Source organism: Polynucleobacter sphagniphilus, from assembly GCF_001953355.1.
Lineage (GTDB): Bacteria > Pseudomonadota > Gammaproteobacteria > Burkholderiales > Burkholderiaceae > Polynucleobacter > Polynucleobacter sphagniphilus.
Genome location: NZ_MPIY01000002.1, coordinates 100995 through 125657 on the forward strand (window position 1 = coordinate 100995; position 24663 = coordinate 125657).

22 protein-coding genes, 2 tRNA genes and 1 riboswitch are annotated in these 24663 nt (G+C 46.5%); of the genes, 10 read left to right on the forward strand and 14 right to left on the reverse strand.

Going from position 1 to position 24663, the window contains the following annotated elements:
* Positions 1–5: 5 nt before the first annotated feature.
* Both BOQ04_RS02915 and BOQ04_RS02920 read left to right on the forward strand, forming a co-directional pair.
* Positions 6–974, forward strand: a complete 969-nt coding sequence (locus BOQ04_RS02915) for an efflux RND transporter periplasmic adaptor subunit (protein WP_076023282.1) — start codon at positions 6–8, stop codon at positions 972–974.
* A gap of 8 nt (positions 975–982) precedes the next feature.
* Entirely contained in the window at positions 983–2518 is a 1536-nt protein-coding gene (locus BOQ04_RS02920) for a DHA2 family efflux MFS transporter permease subunit (protein WP_076023283.1), read from the forward strand.
* Positions 2519–2547: 29 nt separating this feature from the next.
* On the opposite strand, the gene thiD is transcribed toward BOQ04_RS02920, so the two are convergent.
* Positions 2548–3423 carry a bifunctional hydroxymethylpyrimidine kinase/phosphomethylpyrimidine kinase gene (gene thiD, locus BOQ04_RS02925; protein WP_076023284.1) on the reverse strand — a complete coding sequence of 292 codons (876 nt, stop codon included), beginning with the start codon at positions 3421–3423 and terminating at the stop codon, positions 2548–2550.
* Between the two features lie 21 nt (positions 3424–3444).
* Between thiD and BOQ04_RS02930 the strand changes: the two genes are divergently transcribed.
* Positions 3445–3520: transfer RNA gene (locus BOQ04_RS02930), tRNA-Asn, on the forward strand.
* A gap of 65 nt (positions 3521–3585) precedes the next feature.
* Here BOQ04_RS02930 and BOQ04_RS02935 read toward each other — a convergent pair.
* From BOQ04_RS02935 to BOQ04_RS02965, 7 genes are all read right to left on the reverse strand, one after another.
* The gene (locus BOQ04_RS02935) at positions 3586–4170 is read right to left on the reverse strand and encodes a hypothetical protein (protein WP_076023285.1); all 585 of its coding nucleotides are present in this window, start codon (positions 4168–4170) and stop codon (positions 3586–3588) included.
* A 117-nt stretch (positions 4171–4287) separates the two neighbouring features.
* A complete protein-coding gene (thiE, locus tag BOQ04_RS02940; protein WP_076023286.1) occupies positions 4288–5214 on the reverse strand; it encodes a thiamine phosphate synthase in 927 nt (308 codons plus the stop codon).
* A gap of 18 nt (positions 5215–5232) precedes the next feature.
* Positions 5233–6051, reverse strand: coding sequence for a thiazole synthase (locus tag BOQ04_RS02945; RefSeq protein WP_076023287.1), 819 nt, complete (start codon positions 6049–6051; stop codon positions 5233–5235).
* 21 nt (positions 6052–6072) lie between these two features.
* The gene (thiS, locus tag BOQ04_RS02950; protein WP_076023288.1) at positions 6073–6270 is read right to left on the reverse strand and encodes a sulfur carrier protein ThiS; all 198 of its coding nucleotides are present in this window, start codon (positions 6268–6270) and stop codon (positions 6073–6075) included.
* A complete protein-coding gene (locus BOQ04_RS02955) occupies positions 6261–7415 on the reverse strand; it encodes an FAD-dependent oxidoreductase (RefSeq protein WP_076023289.1) in 1155 nt (384 codons plus the stop codon). The genes thiS and BOQ04_RS02955 overlap by 10 nt, the downstream gene beginning before the upstream one ends.
* A gap of 9 nt (positions 7416–7424) precedes the next feature.
* Complete coding sequence (gene thiC / locus BOQ04_RS02960) at positions 7425–9341, reverse strand: phosphomethylpyrimidine synthase ThiC (protein WP_076023290.1); 1917 nt, start codon at positions 9339–9341, stop codon at positions 7425–7427.
* A 38-nt stretch (positions 9342–9379) separates the two neighbouring features.
* Positions 9380–9488: riboswitch (TPP riboswitch) on the reverse strand.
* A 90-nt stretch (positions 9489–9578) separates the two neighbouring features.
* Positions 9579–10421 carry an NUDIX hydrolase gene (locus BOQ04_RS02965; protein WP_076023291.1) on the reverse strand — a complete coding sequence of 281 codons (843 nt, stop codon included), beginning with the start codon at positions 10419–10421 and terminating at the stop codon, positions 9579–9581.
* A 284-nt stretch (positions 10422–10705) separates the two neighbouring features.
* On the opposite strand from BOQ04_RS02965, the gene BOQ04_RS02970 reads away from it, so the two are divergent.
* The 5 genes from BOQ04_RS02970 (at position 10706) to BOQ04_RS02990 (ending at position 15159) form a co-directional block, all read left to right on the forward strand.
* Complete coding sequence (locus BOQ04_RS02970) at positions 10706–11119, forward strand: surface-adhesin E family protein (protein WP_076023292.1); 414 nt, start codon at positions 10706–10708, stop codon at positions 11117–11119.
* A gap of 85 nt (positions 11120–11204) precedes the next feature.
* On the forward strand, positions 11205–11558 hold the full coding sequence (locus BOQ04_RS02975; protein ID WP_076023293.1) for a DUF1622 domain-containing protein: 354 nt from the start codon (positions 11205–11207) through the stop codon (positions 11556–11558).
* Positions 11555–12757, forward strand: a complete 1203-nt coding sequence (locus BOQ04_RS02980) for a c-type cytochrome (protein ID WP_076023294.1) — start codon at positions 11555–11557, stop codon at positions 12755–12757. The genes BOQ04_RS02975 and BOQ04_RS02980 overlap by 4 nt, the downstream gene beginning before the upstream one ends.
* A 116-nt stretch (positions 12758–12873) precedes the next feature.
* Positions 12874–14307: a patatin-like phospholipase family protein gene (locus BOQ04_RS02985; protein WP_076023425.1), complete on the forward strand. Its 1434-nt coding sequence runs from the start codon at positions 12874–12876 to the stop codon at positions 14305–14307.
* A 39-nt stretch (positions 14308–14346) separates the two neighbouring features.
* Positions 14347–15159: a peptidylprolyl isomerase gene (locus BOQ04_RS02990; protein ID WP_076023295.1), complete on the forward strand. Its 813-nt coding sequence runs from the start codon at positions 14347–14349 to the stop codon at positions 15157–15159.
* A gap of 407 nt (positions 15160–15566) precedes the next feature.
* Here the strand turns inward: BOQ04_RS02990 and BOQ04_RS02995 are convergent.
* The 4 genes from BOQ04_RS02995 to BOQ04_RS03005 all read right to left on the reverse strand — a co-directional run bounded on the left by BOQ04_RS02995 (position 15567) and on the right by BOQ04_RS03005 (position 18353).
* Positions 15567–15641: transfer RNA gene (locus BOQ04_RS02995), tRNA-Arg, on the reverse strand.
* A gap of 29 nt (positions 15642–15670) precedes the next feature.
* Positions 15671–15838, reverse strand: a complete 168-nt coding sequence (locus BOQ04_RS10700) for a hypothetical protein (protein ID WP_158025474.1) — start codon at positions 15836–15838, stop codon at positions 15671–15673.
* A gap of 38 nt (positions 15839–15876) precedes the next feature.
* Positions 15877–17118 carry an MFS transporter gene (locus tag BOQ04_RS03000; protein WP_076023296.1) on the reverse strand — a complete coding sequence of 414 codons (1242 nt, stop codon included), beginning with the start codon at positions 17116–17118 and terminating at the stop codon, positions 15877–15879.
* Positions 17119–17132: 14 nt separating this feature from the next.
* Entirely contained in the window at positions 17133–18353 is a 1221-nt protein-coding gene (locus BOQ04_RS03005) for a CaiB/BaiF CoA transferase family protein (RefSeq protein WP_076023297.1), read from the reverse strand.
* Positions 18354–18432: 79 nt separating this feature from the next.
* On the opposite strand from BOQ04_RS03005, the gene BOQ04_RS03010 reads away from it, so the two are divergent.
* Positions 18433–20421, forward strand: a complete 1989-nt coding sequence (locus tag BOQ04_RS03010; RefSeq protein WP_076023298.1) for a DNA topoisomerase IV subunit B — start codon at positions 18433–18435, stop codon at positions 20419–20421.
* A complete protein-coding gene (gene parC / locus BOQ04_RS03015; RefSeq protein WP_233126618.1) occupies positions 20421–22853 on the forward strand; it encodes a DNA topoisomerase IV subunit A in 2433 nt (810 codons plus the stop codon). Before BOQ04_RS03010 ends, parC begins: the two co-directional genes overlap by 1 nt.
* Positions 22854–22943: 90 nt before the next feature.
* Here the strand turns inward: parC and BOQ04_RS03020 are convergent, their stop codons facing one another.
* A complete protein-coding gene (locus BOQ04_RS03020; RefSeq protein ID WP_076023299.1) occupies positions 22944–23402 on the reverse strand; it encodes a RidA family protein in 459 nt (152 codons plus the stop codon).
* Positions 23403–23473: 71 nt separating this feature from the next.
* Complete coding sequence (locus BOQ04_RS03025; RefSeq protein ID WP_076023300.1) at positions 23474–24649, reverse strand: vWA domain-containing protein; 1176 nt, start codon at positions 24647–24649, stop codon at positions 23474–23476.
* Positions 24650–24663 lie beyond the last annotated feature (14 nt).

Consider the following 24663-nt stretch of genomic DNA (forward strand, 5'->3'; position numbering starts at 1 on the left):
TCTTTATGGAAAACGCTTCAGAAAATTCAACGTTTAATCGACCAAAAGCATTTAAGATCTTTGCAGCTATTTTGCTTGCAGTCGTTGCGATTGGTTTACTCTATTGGCTCATTTTTGGCCGCAACTCTGAGTCGACCGATGATGCTTACGTCAGCGGCTCTCAGGTCCAAGTGGTGTCCCAGATTGAGGGAGCTATTGCTTCGGTGAACATTTCCGAAACGCAATCGGTAAAAGAGGGTCAGACCCTTTTTAAAATTGATCCAACTGAGGTCAAAATAGCTTCGGAGAAAGCCGATATAGATTTGCTCAATGCGTATTCGGATTACCAGAAACGTAGCGCGCTCGAGGGTGATGCAGCGGTTTCAAAAGAAGAGCTTGAGCATAGCCACTTGGCATTATTAAAAGCCATTGCGAATGCTCGTCAAGCTTATGTCAATGTATTGCGCACTAATGTACAAAGTCCACTAGCTGGCGTTGTGGCAAAGCGCTACGCCCAAGTTGGGCAAAGGGTTGCTCCCGGCACCGAATTAACACTGATTGTAGAAAATCATGAGATTTGGGTGGATGCCAATTTTAAAGAAGACCAACTAAAAAATATTCGCGTAGGGCAGAGTGCAAAATTAGAATCTGATGTTTACGGCTCCAAGATTGAATACCACGGGACTGTAATGGGCTTTGCTCCAGGAACTGGATCCACATTGGCTTTGTTGCCTCCTCAAAATGCGACTGGTAATTGGGTCAAAGTGGTTCAACGCCTACCAGTCCGTATCGCCTTAGACCCGAAGGATCTAAAAGACTATCCATTGCATATTGGCCTATCGATGTATACAACGGTTGACACCAGCAATACTGCTGGATTACCTTTGCAGGCGATGGAGGGTGGCCCAATTAGCGAGACAAGCATTTATCAGAAGCAATTTGATGAAGCGCAAAAGCATATTGAATCACTGATACATCCACACAGCAAAAAATAAGTAAATATATGTCAGCCAATCATCAGCTGGAGCCTTTGCACGGTTATAAATTAGTGCTGGGCACCTTAGCCTTGGCATTAGGCTCCTTCATGAATGTGTTAGATATGTCGATTGCAAACGTGGCATTACCAACTATTGCGGGCGACTTTGCAGTGAGTCCAACGCAGGGTACTTGGGTCATTACGTCATATGCAGTAAGTGAAGCAATCTTTTTGCCTTTAACCGGTTTTCTTTCTAAACGTATCGGTGAGGTTCGCCAGTTCTTATTTGCAACGATGCTCTTTACACTTGCATCGATGCTGTGCGGAATCTCACCAAGCTTTCAGTTTTTAATTGTGGCGCGTATTTTGCAGGGCGTAGTTGGGGCGTCAATGATTCCGCTTTCGCAAGCCTTGCTCATGAAATCCTTTCCTCCCAATAAACGAGGGATGGCCTTAGGAATATGGGCCACTACTACGGTGGTTGCGCCGGTTCTAGGGCCTTTAATTGGTGGTTGGCTGACTGATAATTTAGTCTGGCGCTGGGCTTTTTATATTAATTTACCTTTCGGAATATTGAGCGCCTATTTAGTCTATTGGCTCATGGGCGCACCAAAGCCAGAGCCCTCCAAAGAGAAGATTGATATTGTAGGCATTGCTTTGCTAGTTGCAGCTGTCTCATCCATGCAGATTGCGCTTGATAAGGGTAGTGAGTTAGATTGGCTTTCTTCTCCATTCATTACTTTTTTAGCAATCGTATCCAGTATTTCTTGGATCTCTTTTGTCTTATGGGAGCTCGGAGAGAGACACCCTATTGTTGACCTGCGTTTATTTAAGTTAATTAACTTTCGCATGTCCGCCATATGCTTAGGCCTAGGATCTTTTGCTTTTTATATCTACATTGTGATTGGCCCCTTGTGGTTGCAAACACAATTGGGCTATACGGCGTTTAATGCCGGTAAGGTGATGGCCATTACAGGTGTCTTGGCTCTATTTTGTGGACCCTTATTTGGCGCTAATATTCATCGCGTGGATGCGCGTATTATTGCCAGCGTTGGGTTTTCAGCCATGGCGATTGGTTGCTGGATGGCGGCAAACTTTACAACTGGCGTCGATGAGAAGACCTTGATGCTGGCACGTGTCATTATGGGTGTAGGTATTGCTGGTTTCTTTATGCCGATGTCAGCCATCTCGATGTCACAGCTTAAGGGCCATCAAATTGCCTCAGGCTCTGGCATCTCTAATTTCTTACGAAATGTTGGCGCCAGTGTGGGTACCGCAGTATCTACGACCCTTTGGCAAGATAATGCGATTCGTCATCATGCCAACCTCACCGAGCACGTTCAATTGGCTAACCCAGCCTACAGCGAATTTTCACAAAAAGCGCTGCAATTGGGCTTTACTGAGATGCAAAAAAATGCCTATATGGATTATTTGGTTAACTCTCAGGCGTATATGCTTTCAACCAACCAACTGATGCTGCTGGCTGCCGTCATATTGGTGCTGCTCATGCCATTGATTTGGTTTGCGAAACCACCATTTGCATCTGGTAAAGGCGCACACTAATAGCTCAATCATCAATTGAGAGTGCCGCCTTATTTTTCCAAGGGTAGGGAGGTGGGGTAAAACTCAAACATGTGCCACAAAGGTCCCGGTCCTTCACCAATGCTCAAAAATTTACCGGCTTCTAGACCTGCCTCAACATAAGAAATTGCTTTGGCTACCGCATGCGTGAGTTCATGGCCATCCGCTAGGTAGGTGGCAATTGCAGATGCGAGAGAGCAACCCGTTCCATGCGTATTAGCGGTAGTAATTCGATCATGTTTGAATTCTTTTGAGAGGACTACTTCTAGATTATCGTCGATGCTGCGCCACATTAAGTAATCAGTTATTTGTGTATGCGTTGCATCCAGATGCCCGCCTTTAATGAGGACTGCTTGTGGACCCATCTCCAACAGTTCTTGTGCGGCTAATTTAAAGTCATTTGGAGAGTTTAAATCGCGGCCCAATAAAAGTGAGGCCTCGTCTAGGTTCGGCGTAATGATGCTGGCGATTGGAAAGAGCTCCTTCATCATGGCTTGGGCAGTATCGTCACCACCCAAGCTCGCTCCAGATGTGGCTCGCAAAACGGGATCCAAGACAATCTTCTTCATTCCATGGCGACGCAAAGCAATTGCTACCGTGTGAACAATTTCTGGGCTGGCTAACATTCCGATTTTGACAATATCAGCGCCAATATCCAGAAGGACGGCGTCTATTTGAGCTTCTATGACATCCAGATCGATATCCTGGATTCGCGTAACGCCCAGAGTATTTTGGGCTGTGATGGCTGTGACGACCGATAGGCCATAGCCACCCAGGGATGTGATCACTTTGAGATCTGCCTGAACACCCGCGCCACCACCGCTATCAGACCCTGCAATGGTCAGTACTTTGGGGATCTGTATAGAAGTAGGGGAAGTCGTTTTCATTTTGCTATAATATTCGCTTATTCCTCGATAGCTCAGTCGGTAGAGCGCCGGACTGTTAATCCGTAGGTCCCTGGTTCGAGCCCAGGTCGAGGAGCCAAATAAGTGAAAGGCCTAGAGAAATCTAGGCCTTTTTGCTTTTCAGCCCAGCGGCAATGCGGTGATTTAAATGATGCCCTTTTTGCGCAGGTTAGTAAGGCGGTTATTTAAGCTCTTATCTGTCAGAAGCATGTATTTGTCACCTTCAGACCAATTGCTGCCTCGCCACTCAATACCTTCTGTGGTGATGTTGGCAAAAGGCTCTTTGCCTTCCTTTGCATAGCCTTCCAGGATTGCCATTAGGATTGAGCGATCATTTGAGCCGTTGGCATCTTTGATGGCATCGAGAATAACTTGGGTAATCGCTTCTTTATGAATCACTTTTGAGTCAGGATGTTTTGCTTTAGCTGGTTCATCAAAGATGTAGTCGTGCGGCCATTCAAATACATTGCGCGCCGCATTTTTGACCGCCTCTGGACTGACTGTGATGAAGTCTGTATTTTTTGGATTGCTAGGCAAATTCAACTCTAAGATCCACGCCTCAAATTCCGCAATACGGCTGTAACGCTTGGCTTCACTGCCACGCGTTTCTTCCTCTTGTGACAATAGTAGGGTAACCCAGGCCCAGGCAATGTCCTTGGGTGTGGAAAACTCCTGGGAGAGTATGTGAGCGGCTCGCTTGAGAATCGGTTTTGATTTGAGCTTAGTCATTCTTATTTCCTTAATGCTTCAATAGTGGGTAGTGAGTGCGAGATAGCATCCCCTTTACTTGGGGTTCACACCATAGATGACACAGAATACTCTTGATTCGTATGGTTGAGACTAAGTCTAGCTTTCCATTAATTCTTTAAGCCGTTTAACAGCCGCTTGTGGATTGGCTGATTGGGTAATTGCTCGAACGACAGCTACTGAGCCAACACCGCTCTGTGCCACTGCATGAATACTCGTCTCGTCAATTCCACCAATCGCTACCAGGGGGTAGTTGCTCATCAGCTGGGCATATTTATATAAGCGGCCGAGGCCTTGTGGCGCTGTTGGCATTTGTTTTAGTTGCGTTGGAAAGACAGCGCCCATTGCTATATAGCTAGGGCAGAACTGATCAACGTAGGCCATCTCTGCATATCCATGGGTACTTAAGCCAAGCCGTAAGCCGGCCGATCGAATTGCATCGAGATCGGCGGTTTCAATATCTTCTTGACCAAGGTGAACACCATATGCACCAGCTTCAATGGCTTCTTGCCAAAAATCATTAATAAATAATAGGGTTTTGCTGCCCTTAACAGCAGCTACCGATTCAGTAATCTGTTTTTGGGCTTGGGCAAGATCGCTACCCTTATAGCGTAATTGGACTGTGGGAACTTCAGCATCGACCATGCGCTTAACCCAATCTGCATCGGGCATGACCGCATATAAGCCCAGTCTCTTTGGGCAAGATGGATACGCCTTGGGATTTATATTTCGAATCCAGGGCAGAAGATCAAAGTGTTCTGGGCGGTTGGGCCACTTAAATGGATTAAACCCACCATCTTGATGCACCATGCGCGACAATGCCTTGCCTAAGACTTTCGCATCACTCTCAATAAAGCCCATTTCAATGGCTGCTACCGTACCAGCTAATTCATAGTGGTCAGCAGCATGTTCATTATCAATCTGGGGTGGCGGATTGTTGATGCTGAATGTAGGAATCGGCAGGCACAAATCCTCCATACGGTGGGCTGCCACAATTTGATCCGCTAGGTCGCGTACTAAACTCATTTCACTCTTTGCTATTGATTAGGACTGGTGCCAAAAAGGGGTCCCCACAAGTGGGGTGCTGGCTTGGGCGGATTCTTGGGCAGGCATTGCCCCCGAGAGGTAGGCGGTACGGCCAGCCTCTACAGCCTTCGCAAATGCTGTGGCCATAGCCACTGGGTTATCGGCTAAGGCAACGGCAGTATTTAGTAAAACCCCATCAAAACCCCATTCCATAACGGTGCAAGCATGTGATGGCAGCCCGAGCCCAGCATCAACCAGCAAGGGAACGTTCAGGCGCTCACGCAGTAATTTCATGGCAAATGGATTAAGGGGGCCCTGGCCGGTGCCAATGGGTGCTGCCCATGGCATTACAGCCTGACAGCCAACATCAACCAGGCGCTGGCATAAGATGAGATCTTCAGTGCAATAAGGCAATACCTTAAAGCCATCCTTAATTAAGGATTGAGCGGTTTCCACTAACCTTAAGGTATCGGGTTGGAGTGTGTAGTCATCACCAATGAGCTCTAACTTAATCCAATCGGTTTCAAATACCTCGCGCGCCATCTGTGCAGTAGTAATGACTTCTTGTGGGCTATGACAACCTGCCGTATTGGGTAAGACGGGAACCTGCATTTTCTTCAGCAGATCCCAAAATCCACTATGGGATTCGGTAGTGCTCGTTCCTTGTCTACGCAAACTCACCGTGATCATGCCGGGATTAGATGCCAGGACTGCGTTCTCCAAAATCTGTGGAGAGGGATAGCGTGAGGTACCCAATAGCAGCCGGCTGGAGAATTGCTCTCCGTAAAGCGTTAATACATCGGCTTGAGGAAAGTGATTAGGTAGAGGTGCAGTCATTGCAATTAGTTTGAATAAAAATTAACCGCCGGTAACAGGAGCAATCACTTCGATATGATCGTTTTCATGCAGACCGTGCTCTGTATATCGGCTTTTAGGTACGAACTGTAAATTCACTGCTACAGCATAGGGAGGTTTGGCATTAATCAGACGCAAGGCATCACTCACTTTGCTTGAGTTCTCCACTTCGTAAGGGAGTTGATTGATGACTATGCGCATAGGGCATCCCCTTTTGCTGAACTCAGTGCAGTTGACTTGGTCACACGCAGATTTAGTGTGCTTGCTGTTGTGCTGACACCATGCTCCAAGATCTCGAGGGCGCAATCTAAGATTGCTGGAGAGATCATAAAACCATGACGATACAAGCCATTAATTAACATCAGGCCGGGCTGTGAAATGCGAATTTCTGGTAAGTTGTCCTTGAGAGTAGGGCGACATTGAGTCGCCATCTCTAAAATACGCGCTTCAGCGAAACCGCTATGAACGGTATAGATTGCACTGAGTAATTCCATGGCTGAGCGTAAACTCATCTCAGATAGATCTTCCGATTCAATTTCGGTGGCACCCACTACATAGACATCATTTTCTTTTGGTGCAATATAAATCGGATAGCGCGGATGAATGAGGCGCGTTGGTCTTTGTAGCTTGACTTCTGGTGCATGTAAGCGAATGACTTCACCCCGAATGCCACGCAATGGATTGCTATTAGCATTCTTCGCATTTTGGCCCCATGCTGCTTTAGCGCCCAACCCGCGACAGTCAATGACCCAGTCATATTTATTTTGTTCACGCAGCAGTTCTGGATCGGCAGGGCTGTTCCAGTGACAACGAACTTTTAATATGTCTAATTCTGTTGCCAAGGCACTGAGTAGTTGGCGGTTATCCAGCTGGCCTTCATTAGGTAGATATAGAGCCTGATGAAAGCGCTCGCCAATACTCGGATCTAGACTTCTTAAGCGTTCGCCGTCCACTTTCTCTGGGTTACTGAGCATTTCATTATTAGCACTATTGCGCTCTAAGTGTTTAATAAAACGCTCGGCATCGCTGGCATCTTGGCGATGCCACAAAATTAAAGTGCCATTTTGCTGAAAAAATACCGGAGAACTGAGTTCGCTTAAAAGCGTTGGCCAGCGTGACAAGCTATGCACACCCATCCGCACCACGTTATCTTCGGTAATGGCTGATTCTGCTAACGGGGCCAACATGGCGGCAGCAATTCTTGCGGGCGATTGCAATGCATCAGCTGCGCCTTGTTCATATATCTCAACTTGAGCGCCGCGCTTTGCCAAGGCAACAGCAAGTAGTCGGCCGATGAGCCCGGCGCCGACTACTGCATATTGACTGTTGGCAAAAGTCTTGCTCATTCTGGTTTCTTATTGATAGATTTCACTACCGCGTTGACGAAACTCAATCGATTTTTCTTCCATGCCTTGGACCGCCTCAACTGCAATCGGAATGACCTTGGGATTGCCATCGGCATCCAAAGAGGCAGCATAGTCACGCACTTCCTGGGTGATCTTCATCGAGCAGAACTTCGGTCCACACATTGAGCAGAAGTGGGCGATTTTGGCGCCCTCTGCTGGCAAAGTTGCGTCATGATATTCACGAGCGCGCTCAGGATCTAAACCGAGGTTAAATTGATCCTCCCAGCGGAACTCGAAGCGGGCTTTAGATAGGGCATTGTCGCGAACCTGGGCACCAGGTAAGCCTTTTGCCAAGTCAGCACCATGAGCGGCAATCTTGTAAGTAATAATCCCCTCGCGGACATCTTCTTTGTCTGGCAAACCGAGATGCTCTTTGGGGGTGACATAGCAAAGCATCGCTGTGCCATACCAACCAATTTGTGCTGCACCGATGCCGCTGGTGATGTGATCGTAGCCAGGCGCAATATCAGTAATCAATGGTCCGAGAGTGTAGAAGGGCGCTTCCAGGCAGTGCTTGAGCTCTTCAGTCATATTCTCCTCAATGCGTTGCATTGGAACGTGACCAGGACCCTCAATCATGACTTGCACATCATGCTTCCATGCTTTAGCAGTGAGTTCACCTAGGGTATGCAGTTCACCGAATTGGGCAGCATCATTGGAGTCGGCAATGCAACCTGGACGTAAGCCATCACCAAGACTAAAGGACACGTCATACGCCTTCATGATTTCGCAGATCTCATCAAACTTTGTATATAAGAAGTTTTCTTTGTGATGAGCAAGACACCATTTAGCCATGATAGAACCACCACGTGAAACAATGCCAGTGATGCGATCAGCAGTCAGTGGTACATAACGTAACAGAACACCTGCATGAATGGTGAAGTAATCAACACCTTGCTCTGCCTGCTCCACTAATGTGTCGCGGAACATTTCCCAGGTGAGGTCTTCTGCAATACCACCGGTCTTATCCAGCGCTTGATAGATGGGTACTGTTCCAATGGGTACTGGGGAGTTACGAATAATCCACTCACGAGTCTCATGAATATGTTTCCCGGTAGATAAATCCATAATGGTGTCTGCACCCCAACGAATAGACCACACCATCTTTTCAACTTCTTCATTAATAGAAGAGGTCACTGCTGAATTGCCTAAGTTGCCATTAATCTTGACGCGGAAGTTGCGGCCAATAATCATTGGCTCTAACTCTGGGTGATTAATGTTCGCTGGAATAATCGCGCGGCCCGCTGCAATTTCTTGCCTTACAAATTCACCGGTCACAATTTCTGGAAGATTTGCACCATAGCTTTTGCCAGGATGTTGTTTGAGGAGCTGCTTATATTCTGGATTCTTGCGAAGTTGTTCAAGACCCATGGATTCGCGCAAAGCCACATATTCCATTTCAGGAGTAACAATGCCTTGGCGTGCGTAATACATTTGGCTAACATTCTTGCCTGCTTTTGCAACGCGAGGAGCGGCAATATGGGCAAATCTCAAATTGGCAGTTTGTGGATCTTGGGAACGTGCAACACCATACTCTGAAGATGGGCCACTGAGCAGTTCAGTGTTATTGCGCTGTTCAATCCATTCTTTGCGTAGCTTGGGCAAACCTTTTTCAAGGTTAATCAGGATGTCTGGATCGCTGTATGGGCCAGATGTGTCATACACAGGTACCGGCGGATTAGCAACTAACTGCTCGCCTACGCGAGTGGGTTGCTGCTCAATCATACGAATCGGTGCTTTGATATCCGGGCGTGAACCTTGAAGATACGTTTTTGTAGAGGCCGGATAGGCAAATTTTTGGCCAAAGTCTTTTTCAAGGCTTTGAATACTTGGAATTGCTGTTTTCGTTTTTGATGTATTGCTCATGTCCATCTCCTGACTGTTTGTAGATGGACGAAACCGGGTGTCGGTCTGATGTAACTCCCCACGCCAGCATTACCTGGATCGGGTTCTAGGGTCTTTCTCAGCGCCTCTTGGCTAAATCAGCTTTGGAGGGCACCCCTGTTTCATCCTTAACCTTGATTTAACCACGAAAAAGCACTTTCATGGATGATCAACATCAAGAGATTGATGGGGAGATGAAGCAATAAAAGACGTTTGGCTTTATTTTGCATTGCGCAAAATGAAATCAGCCGTGACAAACCCGGCGTCCTTGGTAAATTCATCAGCCAAAATGCGTGCCGCTGCCTCTGATATGGATATCTCAATAAAACTACTGACCTCTCCATCATGGTTGGTGGGGACGAAGTTTTCAGTGAGCTTGAGGTCATATATATAGAGCTGCTCATCATGAAACCCGCGCTCGCTACTAATCCGACGCATATGCATGCGTCCAACCGGTTGAATATGCTCAGATATTTGCTGGGGAACACCAGCTTCCTCCCAAAGTTCGCGGCGAGCGCAAACCCAGGGGGTTTCATCAGCAGAAATGCCGCCGGCAGCCAAATTATCCAAAAGCCCTGGGTCTGTAGCCTTATTTTGACTGCGACGACCTAGCCATAGAGTGCCGGTAGCGGTAAAACCATTGATGTGAGTAGCCGTGCTGCGCAAGCCAAAGGTGCGAAAAGCAGCCCTTTCCAGGTGAAAGTAGGCATGACCATTTTGATCGATCCAAGAGAAGTTCTCATTTCGCCACCCTGGAATAAAGCCGCCTGCTCGCATTCTTTGGGCTAATTCTGTCCAACTGCGACTCAAGTCACTTGGAGGGGCTGCTGCTATGGTGAGATGATGAGAGTCAATTCGAACGTTGGCAATCGGCTCTTTTTTGAGGGATTTCTGCAAAAAATGAGAAAACTCAGGATTTATGTGGCCAATGACCTCGCCATTTGCTTGCGCATGCATCCCGCCTTGAAAATGAATAGGTAAGAAATCGGCTGGGGGCGTGCGCGCTATGTTTTGAAGCATCTCTTCAAGAGCGGCAATGGTGCTAGTGTTCAAATTATGCATAGACGAAGTGTAAGAGATAAGTCGAGATTCCTTGACCAAAGTCAAGCAAGTTTTACATTTTTAAACATCAATAATTTCTGCTTATTTTTTAAGCAAGCCAGGTGTCTCTATACAAATCGGTGACTTACGAAAACTTTTCAGTATTTATCCACACAATCTGTGGATAAGTTTTACAACATAAAAAGAAATTTCTGTTGCAAGGCAAAATTCTTAAAATGTGTGCTAGCACTAAAGTAGTGTTCATAAAAATTTCTTGACATAGATCCCCAAGTATCATGCCTCTTATGAAATCTTCACTACGTCTTTTGATTGCCTCACTATTTTTTTGGAGCGTTATTGCGCATGCAGAGTGGCTGACATATAAGGACCCCGCTCAAAAGGGGGTTGTCATTACCTATTCCACTTTGAGTATTAAAAGAATCGATGAAGTGCATTATGCAGTGAGTGTTTTCACTAATTACCCCACAATGCAGACTGCAGAAATCAATCGCCAGAAAATTCAATATCAGTCCAAAACTGAAACACAGTTTTTTGGATGCGAGACCCAGGACTTTGCGCTTGGCGCTTTTGAACTGTATCGGGATAAGGATGCGCTAGGGCCAAAAACCAGCGTTCCAGCAAAAGATCTACTCTGGAATCCAATTGCCCCAGGAAGCTTGCAAATGCAGTTTTTAAACTCTTTTTGTAGAAGAGGCTAGATACTTTTTGTCAGCAGCATTTACCTTGCGTTGGCAGTAAGTTACGATAGATTTCATATTATTAAATATAGAGCGCTGGCTTTCCATGAACTTAATTGAAGCTATACAAATTGTCAGTGATTGCATGGATGTGCTGGGAGTTGCTATTGTCTCGATTGGCGTAGTTTGGGGTTTAATTGGTTTTGCTCGAGCTATGTTTGGCCAGGATTTTGATTTGGCCTACAAATCATTCCGCATTCAAATTATTCGTGCTTTGATACTAGGCCTTGAGGTTCTAGTGTCTGGCGATATTATTCGTACGGTTGCTATTAGTCCAACATTAACTAGCGTCGCCGTCTTAGGAGCTATTGTATTAATTCGTTGTTTCTTGAGCTGGTCATTGGCTCTTGAAATTGATGGGCGTTGGCCTTGGCAAGGCATCTCTCCAGTAAATAAATGAAATTGATCCGCACCCTTTATTTTTTACCCCTCTTATTTTTAATCCCTGCTGCTTTTGCAGGCACTCAGACGCAAGTGGAGCGCGGTCAATATTTAGCAACGGCTGGGGATTGCATTTCTTGCCATACGGGGCCATCAGGCAAGCCATTTGCAGGTGGCCTGAAGATGAAAACCCCTTTTGGCTATCTCTTAACACCCAATATCACCCCAGATGTGCAGACAGGCATCGGCTCTTGGTCGGAAGAAGATTTTTTCCGAGCTATCCACGATGGTGTCAATAAGCACGACCAAGATTTATTTCCTGCTATGCCATTTGTGGCGGGCACTAAGGTGAGCAGGGAGGATGTCAATGCCATTTATGCCTATATCCAAACTATTCCTGCTGTTAGCAATGCAGTGTCTGTCAATCATTTGGATTTTCCGTTCAATATTCGCAAATCGATGTTTTTTTGGCGTGAACTCTTTTTTACACCTGGTTTTTATCAGCCCGATACCAGTAAAAGTGCCAGCTGGAATAGGGGTGCCTATTTAGTTGAGGGCCTAGGTCACTGCAGTGACTGTCATTCACCCCGGGATGTCTTGGGTGGAATTAAACAATCGAAAGCATTTACTGGCGCCCTAATTGATGGCTGGTTTGCCTTGAATCTCACTTCCAACATCACAACTGGCTTGGGTGCGTGGTCAGCATCCGATATTGCAACTTATCTCAAAACGGGAGCATATCCTGGAAAAACGACTGCATTGGGTCCAATGGCTGAGGTAGTACATAACAGTACCAGCCATCTCACCGACGACGATCTTCTGGCAATGGCAACTTATCTAAAAACCTTGCCTGCCAATTCCAGTTTGTATGGTGGTAATAAAAAGATTGATTTGCATAAATTAGAGGGGGCCCGCCTCTATATTGATAATTGCAGCGGCTGCCACCAATCATCAGGTAGGGGTGTTCAGGGGGTTATTCCCCCTTTAGCTGGCAATCCTGCGGTGATTGCTCCCAATCCAGGAAACATCATAAAAGTCGTTTTAAATGGGGTAATTGCGCAAAATAATTACATTGCTATGCCTGAATTTAGCTCGAAACTCACTGATGTTGAAATTGCAGAGCTCGTAAATTATGCAAGAACCAGCTGGGGAAATGCGGCAAGCGCTGATGTCACTGCATCGATGGTGGCCAAGGAAAGGCGCACGCCGAAAAATTGAGCGTACACCACATTGGTGCGCTTGCCATTTGTTTGTATGAGCAAATGAGTATAGTTATCAAATCTAAGCACTTTCCTTCGGAAGTTTGCTTGCCTGCCATTGCTCTGAAAATTTGCATGAAAAGTATAGTAAATCCCTTTATTTGCTGCCTATTACTAGCTGTATTGGGCGGTTGCGCCACTAGGCCCGTGAATCCACCTATTGCCGCTGTAGATCTCAATAAAGGATATCGATATAAGAACTCTACTGAATATTCGAAAGAAAAGACTCCCGATACTTTAGTTGTCTTGGCTTTTTCAGGTGGTGGTACGAGAGCGGCAGCATTTTCATACGGAGTTCTTGAAACGCTGCGCGATATTCAGTTCACAAATAAACAAGGAAAACGGGTTCGCGCATTAGATGAGGTCGACCTGATTTCTGGCGTATCGGGCGGTAGCTTTACTGCACTTGCTTATGGTCTTTATGGTGAAAAGTTATTTGATACCTACGAGTCTGATTTTTTAAAGCGCGATGTTCAAGGCGAAATCGTTGGACGGGTAATGAACCCCTTCAATTGGGGTGACCTTGCATCCACAGGCTGGGGGAGATCCGAATTAGCTGCTCAGTACTATGATGAAATCCTGTTTCATGGGGCAACATTTGATGATTTACAAAAGAGCGGTGGCCCCTTTATTCTCACCACAGCCACGGATATATCGACCGGCGCTGGATTTGCCTTTACCCAATTGTTTTATGACAACCTTTGTTCAACAGTTGGGCCAATGAATCTTTCCAGGGCTGCAGCAGCTTCATCTGCAGTTCCCTTGGTACTCTCACCAGTGACGATGAATAACTACGGCGGTAGCTGCGTCTATAAGCGCCCTGGTTATATTGATCCATTTGTGAATGAGGCTACCGCCCCAAGACCTGCGGCACGTTTAATTAAGCAGATGCAGGAGATGGATTACTACCATGATGGCAAAGATAATCCCTACATTCATTTGGTCGATGGCGGGGTCTCGGATAATTTAGGTATTCGTGGGGTTCTGGAGTCTTTAGAGGGTCTTGAAGCGATGCGACTTGCGGGATTACCTACACCCTTAGATTATGTAAAACGCATTGTGGTGGTGGTAGTCAATTCACTTTCTTCGCCCAAGACTGATTGGAATCAATCAGAAAATGGGCCGGGGAGTATTGAACTCCTACTTAAGGCAACTGGCGTACCCATTGATCATTACTCCTATGAAGAAATCGAATCTTTGAAAGATACTCAAGCACGCTGGAAGAGTATGAGTATCCTGCGGAACTCTAAGTTGTTTGCTCACAACAAAAACCCGCAACTCGAGAAAATCGTCAACACGCCGGATATTGACCTGTATGTAGTGGATGTTTCGTTCAAGATGCTGAAAGATAAGCAAGAATATGAGTACCTAAACAACCTACCCACGTCCTTCAGTCTGCCGCCTGAGGCGGTTGACCGCCTCAGAGCTGCAGCCAAAAAGATTATTTTGGCTTCACCTGACTTTCAAAAGGTCATGCAGGATACCGGTGTGCGAGATATTCAATACTAATTCGTTATCATTCTAATAACCCACTAACAAAGGATTCCAATGAAGTTAAGAAATATTGCATTAGCGCTTGTAGCGGTGAGCTCCCTTTATTCCATCAATAGCTACTCACAATCTGGCAGTCAAGCTGTTGTGACAGTCAATGGAACCAAAATCTATCAGCGTCAAGTAGACGAGATGGTGAAAGCTGAGGTAGCACGTGGTGCAACTGATAATGCGCAATTAAGACAGGGCGTACTTGAGGATTTAGTCTTCCGTGAAGCGGTCATGCAAGATGTCAAGAAAAAAGGCCTGGCGACTCAACCTGATAACGAATTTCGTATCCGCATGGCGCAGCAAACAGCCATAGTTGATATTTGGTTTGCCCAATACATGAAGTCTCATCCTATTTCTGAAGCAGATGTTAAAGGTGAGTACGATAAGTTGGTTGCCTTAAGTAAAGAGCCTAAAAATGCAAATGAATATCTTTTCTCAGATATTGTTGTGGGCACAGAAGCTGAAGCGAAGGAAGTGATTGCCAGTGCAAACATGGGTACTGACTTTGCCACCTTGGCCAAAGAAAAATCACTGGATAAGCAGGGCGGAGCTCAAGGCGGTCAGATGAACTGGTCATTACCAGGTAAGTTGTTGCCAGCCATTGGTGATGCGCTCCTCACTACCGGTAAAGGTAAAGTAGATAGCACCCCTATAAAAACAGATTATGGTTGGGTAGTTCTAAAAGTAAATGACATCCGCCCATTCAAGGTGCCACCGTATGATGAAGTCAAGCAAGGTATCGCGAGCATGATGGTGCAAGCTGAAAAGCAAAAAGCGATTCAACAGTTGATGTCTACTGCGAAAATCACTAAAGGCTAAGCAACAAATTGCATAGTAAACGTTTAGGATAGTTTTAGACACCTAAAAAGCCCTTGCAGTGGATGCAGGGGCTTTTTTCTTAACAAAATGACATCCATAGTTCTTTAGTTCTAGTGGAGCCTTTTTATTGACCAAGGTCAATATTTTGTTAATACACCGCCTTTATAAATCGGTAAGCGGGCGTGCGCTCATTTCAAAAGGGTGGTGAGTATGAAAAAGATTATTTACTGGTGCCTATTTGGCTTAATTTGTTTTTTTGGTGGCGTTGTTAGTGCTTCTAGTTTCACAAATGCGAAACCATTTATTAGTGAGAACTTCATTCAATATCTCAATACAGCACACGCACAGAACTGAGTCTGTTAGCGCATTACCGGGGGGGTACATGCATTTAGTTTTGATTTACGGTTTGGTCCCGCCGACAGGAATCGAACCTGTATCCCACGCTTAGGAGGCATGTGCACTATCCATTGTGCTACGGCGAGTTTGTATCTCAATAAGCGATAGATTTAGCTTACTGCCAGCCACACATCGTCATTAGCTGACTGGTCATGGCGTACATCATATCGGGAGCATAGTAGCTTGCAAAGACTGCAGCCAGTATCAATAGCACTAAGCTTGCTGTTGCCCATTGCAAAAAGGGGGCTTTCTTTTTCTGCTGGATAAATAATGCTCTAGTCATGGTGCTCTTTAAGATTTTGGATGATTGTACTAATGAACTTAGGCGACCGCTGTTTTATGCATTCTTGTCACGGCTCTCTCTTTAATTGGTAGGTTCACCAGGAATCCAATGACGCCCAAGGCAATCGATATTTGCCAGACAATGGTGTAGGAGCCGGTTTTATCAAATAAATAGCCGCCAAAATAAGCGCCACAAAAACTACCCATTTGATGCGAGAAGAAAACCAAACCAGATAGCATGGATAGGTGCTTGACCCCAAAGATTTGCGCCACGATGCCATTTGTTAATGGAATGGTAGCTAACCACAAAAATCCCATGAGAGATGCAAAAACATAGGTTGTCATTGGTGATAGTGGAAGACTTATAAACGCAATGATTACAATGGATCTACTCAAGTAAATGCCCGCGAGTAAATAGCGCTTTGGAATGCGTTGGCCTAATATACCTGCTCCGTATGTTCCAAAGATATTAAATAAACCAATTAGTGCTAGCGCACTTGTAGCAACGGATGGTGCGCCAACACTCGGATAAATACTAGAGAGATCTTTGAGATAGGGTGCCAAGTGGACCGCAATAAATACCACCTGGAAACCACAGACAAAATAACCAAAAGCGAGCAATTGAAAGCTGGAATTTTTGAGTGCTTCTTTAAGTGCTTCTGCGATGGTTTGATCCTCAGCATGATGTACATGCGTAAATTCTTTTTCGCGCAACATGAACGCCACCGGAATCATCATGCTTGCCATAAGGGCCAAGAGCATTAATGCATTTTGTGCGCCAAAGCTGCTAATTAATCCTTGTTCAGTTGGAATCATTAGGAACTGACCAAAAGACCCTGCCGCCGCAGTAATACCCATCGCCCAGACCCGTTTTTGGGCGGAGACATTTCGACCCAATACGCCATACACCACGCTATAAGTTGTCGCAGTTTGAGCTAAGCCAATGAACAGGCCCCCAGCAACGGTAAAGTTCAGGACGTCGGTAGATAGAGCCATGCCTGCTAAACCGAGTGCATAAAGAATGCCGCCCATTACCATGATCTTGAGAGCCCCGTAGCGATCAGCCAGCGCACCAGTAATTGGTTGGAATGCCCCCCAGATCAGATTTTGCAGGGCAATCGTAAGGGCAAAGGTTTCACGTCCCCAGCCATTGGCCATCGTAATGGGAAGATTAAATAGGCCAAAGCCATGACGAATGCCCATGGACAGGGTGACCATCAGGCCACCAAAGATCAGCACTTGAGCTAGGGATAAACGATTGGATTGTGTGGATGTATTCATGATTGGGGGGGTGTTTAAACCACGCCATGCTTGTGAAGTGCTTCGATTGCACTGCTATCAAGTTTTAAGTATTCTCGCAAAATTTCATCGGTATGCTGACCCAGGGTTGGTGGCGCTGTCCGAATTTCTGTCGGGGTAGCTGACATCCGTATTGGGCTCGCTACTAATTTCATGGTGCCAGCGGTATCGTGAGGAACGCTGATGGCTAATTTGCGCGCCTGAACTTGTTCATTGGCAAATACTTCTTTCATATTATTGATCGGTCCACAGGGAACTCCATGTTCATCCAGTAAGGAGATCCACTGCGCCTTGGTTTTTTTCCGCGTCATTGCCTCTAGCAATGGCACTAGCTCTGTGCGGTGTTGAACGCGCAATGGGTTTTCGGAAAAACGAGGATTGTCAGCTAAATGATCCTCGCCACCCACTTTTACAAAATGTCTAAATTGACTGTCATTGCCCACAGCCACAATCATCCAGCCATCTGATGTTGGAAAGGTCTGGTAAGGAACGACAATGGGTGAGGTGTTGCCCCAGCGTCGTGGCACCTCATTGGTACTGAGATAGGCGCTTGCTACATTGGCCATCATGGCCACTTGGGTATCAAGTAGAGCCATGTCGATCATTTGACCTTCGCCTGTTCTATCTCGATGGATGACTGCAGCCAAAATAGCGCTGCTCGCGTACATCCCAGTAAATAAGTCGGCGATGGCCACCCCCGCTTTTTGAGGACTGCCTCCTGGGAACCCGTCCGCCTCCCCGGTAACACTCATAAAACCACCCATGCCCTGAACAATGTAGTCATACCCAGGACGATGGGCGTATGGACCAGTTTGTCCGAAGCCTGTAATCGAGCAATAGATCAAATTGGGCTTGATTTGGCGCAAACTGGCGTAGTCAAGTCCATATTTTGCCAAATCATCCACTTTGTAGTTCTCAATGAGGACATCGGACTCTAAAACCAATTGCCGAATGATCTCTTGACCCTCTGGCTTGCTTAAATTGACTGTAATGGAGCGTTTATTGCGGTTGATGCAGACAAAATAAGTCGATTCTGCCGTATCTTGGCCTTGGGCATCTTTCACGAATGGCGGGCCCCAATGCCGGGTATCGTCTCCGACGCCAGGGCGCTCTACTTTAATCACTTCTGCCCCCAAATCAGCTAAGTTTTGGCTACACCATGGGCCTGCCAGCACTCTGCTGAGGTCTAAAACGCGAATGTGGCTAAGTGCTCCCATAGGCTGATTTTGGCATGAACGAGGGGTTAATTTGGGAAAAGTTCCGGTTTCGGCTCAGACATGACTACAATTTGCGCGCATGGCTACTCGTAAAACATCCGAATACAGTGAATCGTCGATTCAGGTCCTAAAGGGGCTAGAACCAGTCCGTCAACGGCCTGGTATGTACACCCGCACCGATAACCCCCTGCATATTATTCAGGAGGTATTGGATAACGCTTCTGATGAGGCATTAGGCGGCTTTGGTAAGCAAATTATCGTAACGATGCACACTGATGGCAGTGTCAGTATTGAGGATGATGGTCGCGGCATTCCGGTGGGTATGCATCCAACTGAAAAACTACCTGTTGTAGAGATCGTTTTTACGCAATTGCATGCCGGCGGTAAATTTGAAAAAGGCACCGGCGGTGCTTATGCTTTCTCCGGTGGTCTTCATGGTGTGGGTGTATCGGTCACCAATGCTTTATCTAAACGTCTGGAAGTGACGGTTTGGCGTGATGGCCAGGTTTCTACCTTGACCTTCGCTGACGGCTTGGTGATTGAAAAGCTCAAAACTAAGCCCGCAAGCAAAGAAGATAAGTCACACGGTACACGTGTTCGCGCTTGGCCTGATGGAAAATATTTTGATAGTTCTGCCATTCCCATGCCAGAACTGATTCGTTTGTTGCGTTCGAAAGCAGTTCTTCTGCCCGGCGTGAAGGTAACCTTGATTCAAGAGAAGTCTGGTGAAAGCCAAACTTGGCAATATGCACAAGGCTTGCGCGGCTACTTGACGGAGGCCATTGCACAAGCAGGTCATGGCCCAGAAGTGATTCCCCCATTTGAAGGCGAGCAATATGCTACCGGCACTGGGGATGATGACTCCTTTGCTGAAGGCGAGGGCGCTGCTTGGGTGGTGACCTGGACAGAAGATGGCGCGCCTGTGCGTGAAAGCTATGTCAATCTCATTCCAACCCCGGCTGGTGGTACGCATGAGAGTGGTCTGCGCGAAGGTCTCTTTAACGCAGTCAAGGGCTTCATAGAGATGCATGCATTGCAACCGAAGGGTGTGAAGCTGATGCCTGAAGACGTCTTTGCCCGCGCCTCATTTATTTTGTCTGCCAAAGTATTGGATCCACAATTTCAGGGGCAAATAAAAGAGCGCCTGAATTCACGTGATGCAGTGCGTTTGGTTTCAGCTTATGCAAAGTCAGCCCTTGAGCTCTGGCTCAACGAGCACGTAGACTACGGTCGTAAATTGGCTGACTTAGTCATCAAGCAAGCGCAAGCACGAACCCGTGCCGGTCAAAAAGTCGAGAAGAAAAAATCGTCTGGCGTAGCAGTGTTGCCTGGTAAATTGACCGACTGCGAAAGCCAAGATATCAGCCTCAATGAAATTTATTTGGTAGAGGGTGATTCGGCGGGTGGCTCAGCCAAAATGGGTCGTAACAAAGAGTACCAAGCTATTCTCCCATTGCGCGGTAAGGTATTAAATACTTGGGAAGCAGAGCGTGATCGCCTGTTTGCCAATAATGAAGTGCACGATATTGCAGTAGCTATTGGCGTAGATCCACACGGCGCTAATGACGCCCCTGATTTATCCAATTTGCGTTACGGCAAGATCTGCATTCTGTCAGATGCGGACGTGGATGGCGCGCATATTCAAGTGCTATTGCTAACCCTGTTTTATAAACATTTCCCAAAACTTATCGACTTGGGTCATGTCTATATCTCTCGCCCACCGCTCTTTAGGGTAGATGCCCCTGCGCGCGGTAAAAAACCAGCCCAAAAGATTTATGCACTTGATGCTAATGAGTTGCAGGCAATTGAAGATAAATTACGCAAAGATGGTGTGAAGGAGTCTGCCTGGCAAATCTCCCGCTTTAAAGGCTTGGGCGAGATGAGCGCAGAGCAGTTATGGGACACCACCTTAAACCCAGATACACGTCGCTTGCTTCCAGTCACCTTGGGAACCTGGACTGAAGACGAAACAATCAAAACAATGGATATGTTGATGGGCAAATCAGAATCAGCAGCGCGCAAAGACTGGTTAGAAGAGCGCGGCAATGAAGTGGAGGCGGATATTTAATGACAACTAAAAAAACTCCTGGTGAAATTGCTGCAGCAGAGCAGGCTGATTTATTTGCGGATACCGTTGAAATTGCACAAGAAATTACAGCACCGTCGACTGATGGTCCAAAAGATCCACATGATCCCAAGTTGGTAGATTTAAACGAAGACGGCAACGATAGTCTTACCCTGGCGGTGTATGCCGAGCGGGCTTATTTAGATTACGCCATCAGCGTAGTAAAAGGTCGCGCCTTACCAGATGTTTCTGATGGTCAAAAGCCAGTGCAACGACGCATTCTGTTTTCTATGAGTGAAATGGGTTTGCGTGCTGATGCTAAACCAGTAAAAAGCGCGCGTGTGGTGGGTGATGTGTTGGGTAAATTTCATCCACATGGCGACCAATCTGCTTATGATGCTTTGGTACGCTTAGCGCAGAGCTTTTCACTGCGGTATCCGCTGATTGATGGTCAAGGTAACTTTGGTTCGCGCGATGGTGATGGCGCAGCAGCAATGCGATACACCGAAGCACGACTGACTAAGATTGCCGGTCTATTATTGAGTGAGATTGACGAAGGCACGGTAGATTTCGCGCCGAACTATGACGGTTCATTTCAAGAGCCCAAATTATTACCCGCCCGCTTACCATTTGTATTGCTGAACGGCGCATCTGGTATTGCTGTGGGTATGGCTACTGAAATTCCGTCACATAATTTACGTGAAGTAGCCAGCGCAGCTATTGCGCTGATGAAATCACCCAAGATGACAACCCCAGAGCTTCTGGAGATCATGCCAGGGCCAGATTACCCGGGTGGTGGCCAGATTATTTCTTCTGGCGCTGAGATTGCGCAGATTTATGAAACAGGTCGTGGTAGCGTCAAAGTTCGCGCCCGTTGGTCTATTGAAGAATTGGCGCGTGGCCAGTGGCAAATTGTAGTGAATGAATTACCCCCAGCCACCTCATCCCAACGTGTTTTGCAAGAAATTGAGGAAATTACCAATCCTAAGGTGAAGGTTGGCAAAAAGACCCTCACTCCAGAGCAAAACAACTTGAAGTCAACCATCCTTAATGTCTTGGATGGTGTGCGCGATGAATCGAGTAAAGATGCTGCGGTACGTTTGGTATTTGAGCCAAAGAGTAAGAATATTGACGTAAATGAATTCGTGAACCTCTTGTTGGCGCATACCTCACTTGAGTCCAATGCGCCGATGAACTTGGTGATGATTGGTAACGATGGTCGCCCGCGTCAAAAAGGCTTAAAAGAAATTTTGACCGAGTGGATTGCATTCCGAGTTACTACAGTAACGCGTCGTACTCAATATCGCCTGGGCAAAGTAAAAGACCGTATGCATATATTGGAAGGGCGTTTAACCGTTCTTCTCAATATTGACAAGGTCATTAAGATCATTCGCAATAGTGATGAGCCCAAAGCCGACTTGATTAAAGAATTTAAATTAACCGATCGCCAAGCGGAAGATATTTTAGATATTCGTTTGCGTCAATTAGCGCGCTTGGAAGGCATCAAAATTGAGCAAGAGCTCAAAGAGCTGAAGGCCGAACGGGATGACTTAGAGGGTCTACTACAAAGTGATGCCATTTTGCGTAAACGCATCATTAAGGAAATTGAATCAGATCTGAAAGAGTTTGGTGATGATCGTCGCACTTTGATTCAGGAAGATAAGCGGGCTGTTGCTGAAACTAAGGTGGTAGATGAGCCGGTGACTGTGATTGTTTCGCAAAAAGGTTGGGTGCGCGTGCGTCAAGGTCACGAGCACGATGCTACTCAGTTTGGTTTTAAATCGGGCGATGCCTTATACGCGACCTTTGAATGTCGCACAATTGATGTGATGCAAGGCTTCGGTAGTGACGGACGGGTCTATACCGTTCCTGTCAGTGAATTACCTGGTGCACGTGGCGATGGTTCTCCATTGACAAGCTTTATTAATCTGGCTGCCGGCTCACAAATGGTTGCTTACTATGCAGGGCAGTCAGATGATTTAGTGTTAATTTCAACGCGAGCTGGCAATGGCTTCTTGGCCAATGTAGCGGATATGACGACCCGTAATAAAGCTGGTAAATCATTTGTCGGAATAGACAGTAAGTTCCCTGCTGGAGATGCCCCATTGGGTGCCGCCAAAGTCTCTGTTGGTATGAAGCAAGTTGCCTGCCTTTCTGAGTCAGCCAAATTATTAGTATTTCCATTAGATGAGCTCAAGCGGCTACCTACAGGCGGCAAGGGCGTTATCTTGATGGGCTTGGACGATAAAGAGAGATTGGCCTCAGCCATTGCAGTAGGTCCAGAAGGGGCAACTTACTCAGGGGCTGGCCGCGCAGGAAAGCCAACTGAACTCAATCTGGATGCCAAAACTTTGAAGTCTTTCGCTGGTAATCGTGCCCGCAAAGGCCACTTTGTTGAGCCCAGGCTTAAAGAAGGTAAGCTCAAGGCTAATTAATATAATCAGCCTACCAAANNAAAAACCCGACCTCAAGGCAGTCGGGTTTTTTATTGAGAAGAATAACTCAACCAATCTCAATGGTTTCAATCAAATTTCTGCGATGAGTTCAATTTCAACACAAGCGCCCAATGGAATTTGTGCAACACCAAAGGCACTACGCGCATGTTTACCGGCATCGCCAAAGACTTCGAAGAGTAATTCAGAACAGCCATTAATGACTAAGTGCTGCTCGGTATATTGGTCGGTAGAGTTCACCAGGCCCATCACTTTCACAATGCGTTTGACTTTATCCAAAGAGCCTACATGGTTCTGTAAAGTAGAAAGCAAATCAATTGCGATGGATTTGGCTGCCTCTTTACCAGTCTCGGTATCCATATCGAGACCCAGTTTGCCAACCCAAGGTTTGCCATCGCGCTTGGCAATATGGCCAGACAGAAGAACGGTGTTACCCGTTGTTGCAGCCATGACATAAGCTGCAGCAGGAGGGCCTGGTGGCGGCAAATCAATTCCAAGGGTTTTTAGGCGTTCAGTAATTAAGCTGGTCATAGGGGCTTCTAAAAGAATGAATGAAAAAATAAAAAAGATTGGAAATCTTAAAAAAGACTCACACCAAGATCTTACTTTGAAAGTTGGCGCATAGCGCTTTCTAGACCATTTAAGGTAACCGGATACATCCGATCTTTTACCAGCTGGCGCATGATGTCGATCGACTGGCGATATTGCCAAACCCCTTCAGCCTCTGGGTTAAGCCATGCAAAGTGGGGGAAGTGGTCTAACAAGCGATTCATCCAAGTGGCTCCTGACTCAGTATTGTTATATTCAACTGAACCATGGGGGCTGAGGATTTCATAAGGAGACATAGTGGCATCGCCGACAAAGATCAATTTGTAATCAGGGCCATACTTGTTGATGATGTCTTGGGTCGGCATAACTTGGTCACGCCTGCGACGATTGCTTTGCCATAGATAGTCATAAACGCAATTGTGAAAATAGTAGTACTCCAAGTGCTTAAATTCTGTTTTGGCGGCAGAGAATAATTCATCGATCCGTTTAACGTGATCATCCATCGAGCCGCCCACATCCATCAATAGCAATACTTTCACTTGATTGTGTCGTTCAGGCCGCATCTTAATGTCTAACATGCCAGCATTTGCAGCAGTTGCATGAATCGTCTGATCCAAATCTAGTTCGAGATGAGATCCCTCTCGCGCAAAGCGGCGCAAACGACGCAAGGCTAGCTTGATGTTGCGTGTGCCTAAAGCTAAATTAGCGTCATAGTCCTTAAATTCACGTGCTTCCCATACTTTGATTGCAGTACGATTGCCAGCGCTCTCGCCGCCAATTCGAATCCCTTCGGGATGGAAGCCACTATGACCAAAAGGTGAGGACCCCCCTGCGCCAATCCATTTAGTACCGCCACCATGCCACTCTTTTTGTTCCTTTAAGAGTTCTTCCAGGAGCTTTTTGAGAGCCTCAGGCCCACCTAATTTTGTGAGCGCAGCTTTTTCTGCTTCAGTTAACACCCGTTGAAGTTTTTTCTCGAGCCAGTCTAGCGGTATATCGGGCTGCAGAGCAATAATTTGCTCGATACCGCTGAAGTAGGCGCCAAAGACCTGATCAAAGCGATCAAAGTGCTGCTCATCTTTGACTAAAGTCATGCGTGCCAATTGGTAGAAATCATCAATCGAAGGGTCAATCACCCCTTGTTTGAGTGCTTCCAGTAAGGTTAAAAATTCCCGCACTGAAACCGGCACCTTGGCCTCTTTGAGCTTCAGAAAGAATTCGATCAACATGGGACAGTAGGGGG

Coding starts and splice junctions, on each gene's coding strand:
- BOQ04_RS02915 (WP_076023282.1), top strand. CDS start 6: ATGGAAAACGCTTCAGAAAATTCAACGTTTAATCGACCAAAAGCATTT.
- BOQ04_RS10700 (WP_158025474.1), bottom strand. CDS start 15,838: ATGACTAGAGCATTATTTATCCAGCAGAAAAAGAAAGCCCCCTTTTTG.
- BOQ04_RS02945 (WP_076023287.1), bottom strand. CDS start 6,051: ATGACTGCACCTCTACCTAATCACTTTCCTCAAGCCGATGTATTAACG.
- thiS (WP_076023288.1), bottom strand. CDS start 6,270: ATGCGCATAGTCATCAATCAACTCCCTTACGAAGTGGAGAACTCAAGC.
- BOQ04_RS02975 (WP_076023293.1), top strand. CDS start 11,205: ATGAACTTAATTGAAGCTATACAAATTGTCAGTGATTGCATGGATGTG.
- BOQ04_RS03005 (WP_076023297.1), bottom strand. CDS start 18,353: ATGGGAGCACTTAGCCACATTCGCGTTTTAGACCTCAGCAGAGTGCTG.
- BOQ04_RS02920 (WP_076023283.1), top strand. CDS start 983: ATGTCAGCCAATCATCAGCTGGAGCCTTTGCACGGTTATAAATTAGTG.
- parC (WP_233126618.1), top strand. CDS start 20,421: ATGACAACTAAAAAAACTCCTGGTGAAATTGCTGCAGCAGAGCAGGCT.
- thiC (WP_076023290.1), bottom strand. CDS start 9,341: ATGAGCAATACATCAAAAACGAAAACAGCAATTCCAAGTATTCAAAGC.
- BOQ04_RS03010 (WP_076023298.1), top strand. CDS start 18,433: ATGGCTACTCGTAAAACATCCGAATACAGTGAATCGTCGATTCAGGTC.
- BOQ04_RS02935 (WP_076023285.1), bottom strand. CDS start 4,170: ATGACTAAGCTCAAATCAAAACCGATTCTCAAGCGAGCCGCTCACATA.
- BOQ04_RS02990 (WP_076023295.1), top strand. CDS start 14,347: ATGAAGTTAAGAAATATTGCATTAGCGCTTGTAGCGGTGAGCTCCCTT.
- BOQ04_RS03025 (WP_076023300.1), bottom strand. CDS start 24,649: ATGTTGATCGAATTCTTTCTGAAGCTCAAAGAGGCCAAGGTGCCGGTT.
- thiE (WP_076023286.1), bottom strand. CDS start 5,214: ATGAGTTTAGTACGCGACCTAGCGGATCAAATTGTGGCAGCCCACCGT.
- BOQ04_RS03000 (WP_076023296.1), bottom strand. CDS start 17,118: ATGAATACATCCACACAATCCAATCGTTTATCCCTAGCTCAAGTGCTG.
- BOQ04_RS03020 (WP_076023299.1), bottom strand. CDS start 23,402: ATGACCAGCTTAATTACTGAACGCCTAAAAACCCTTGGAATTGATTTG.
- BOQ04_RS02965 (WP_076023291.1), bottom strand. CDS start 10,421: ATGCATAATTTGAACACTAGCACCATTGCCGCTCTTGAAGAGATGCTT.
- thiD (WP_076023284.1), bottom strand. CDS start 3,423: ATGAAAACGACTTCCCCTACTTCTATACAGATCCCCAAAGTACTGACC.
- BOQ04_RS02985 (WP_076023425.1), top strand. CDS start 12,874: ATGAAAAGTATAGTAAATCCCTTTATTTGCTGCCTATTACTAGCTGTA.
- BOQ04_RS02955 (WP_076023289.1), bottom strand. CDS start 7,415: ATGAGCAAGACTTTTGCCAACAGTCAATATGCAGTAGTCGGCGCCGGG.
- BOQ04_RS02970 (WP_076023292.1), top strand. CDS start 10,706: ATGAAATCTTCACTACGTCTTTTGATTGCCTCACTATTTTTTTGGAGC.
- BOQ04_RS02980 (WP_076023294.1), top strand. CDS start 11,555: ATGAAATTGATCCGCACCCTTTATTTTTTACCCCTCTTATTTTTAATC.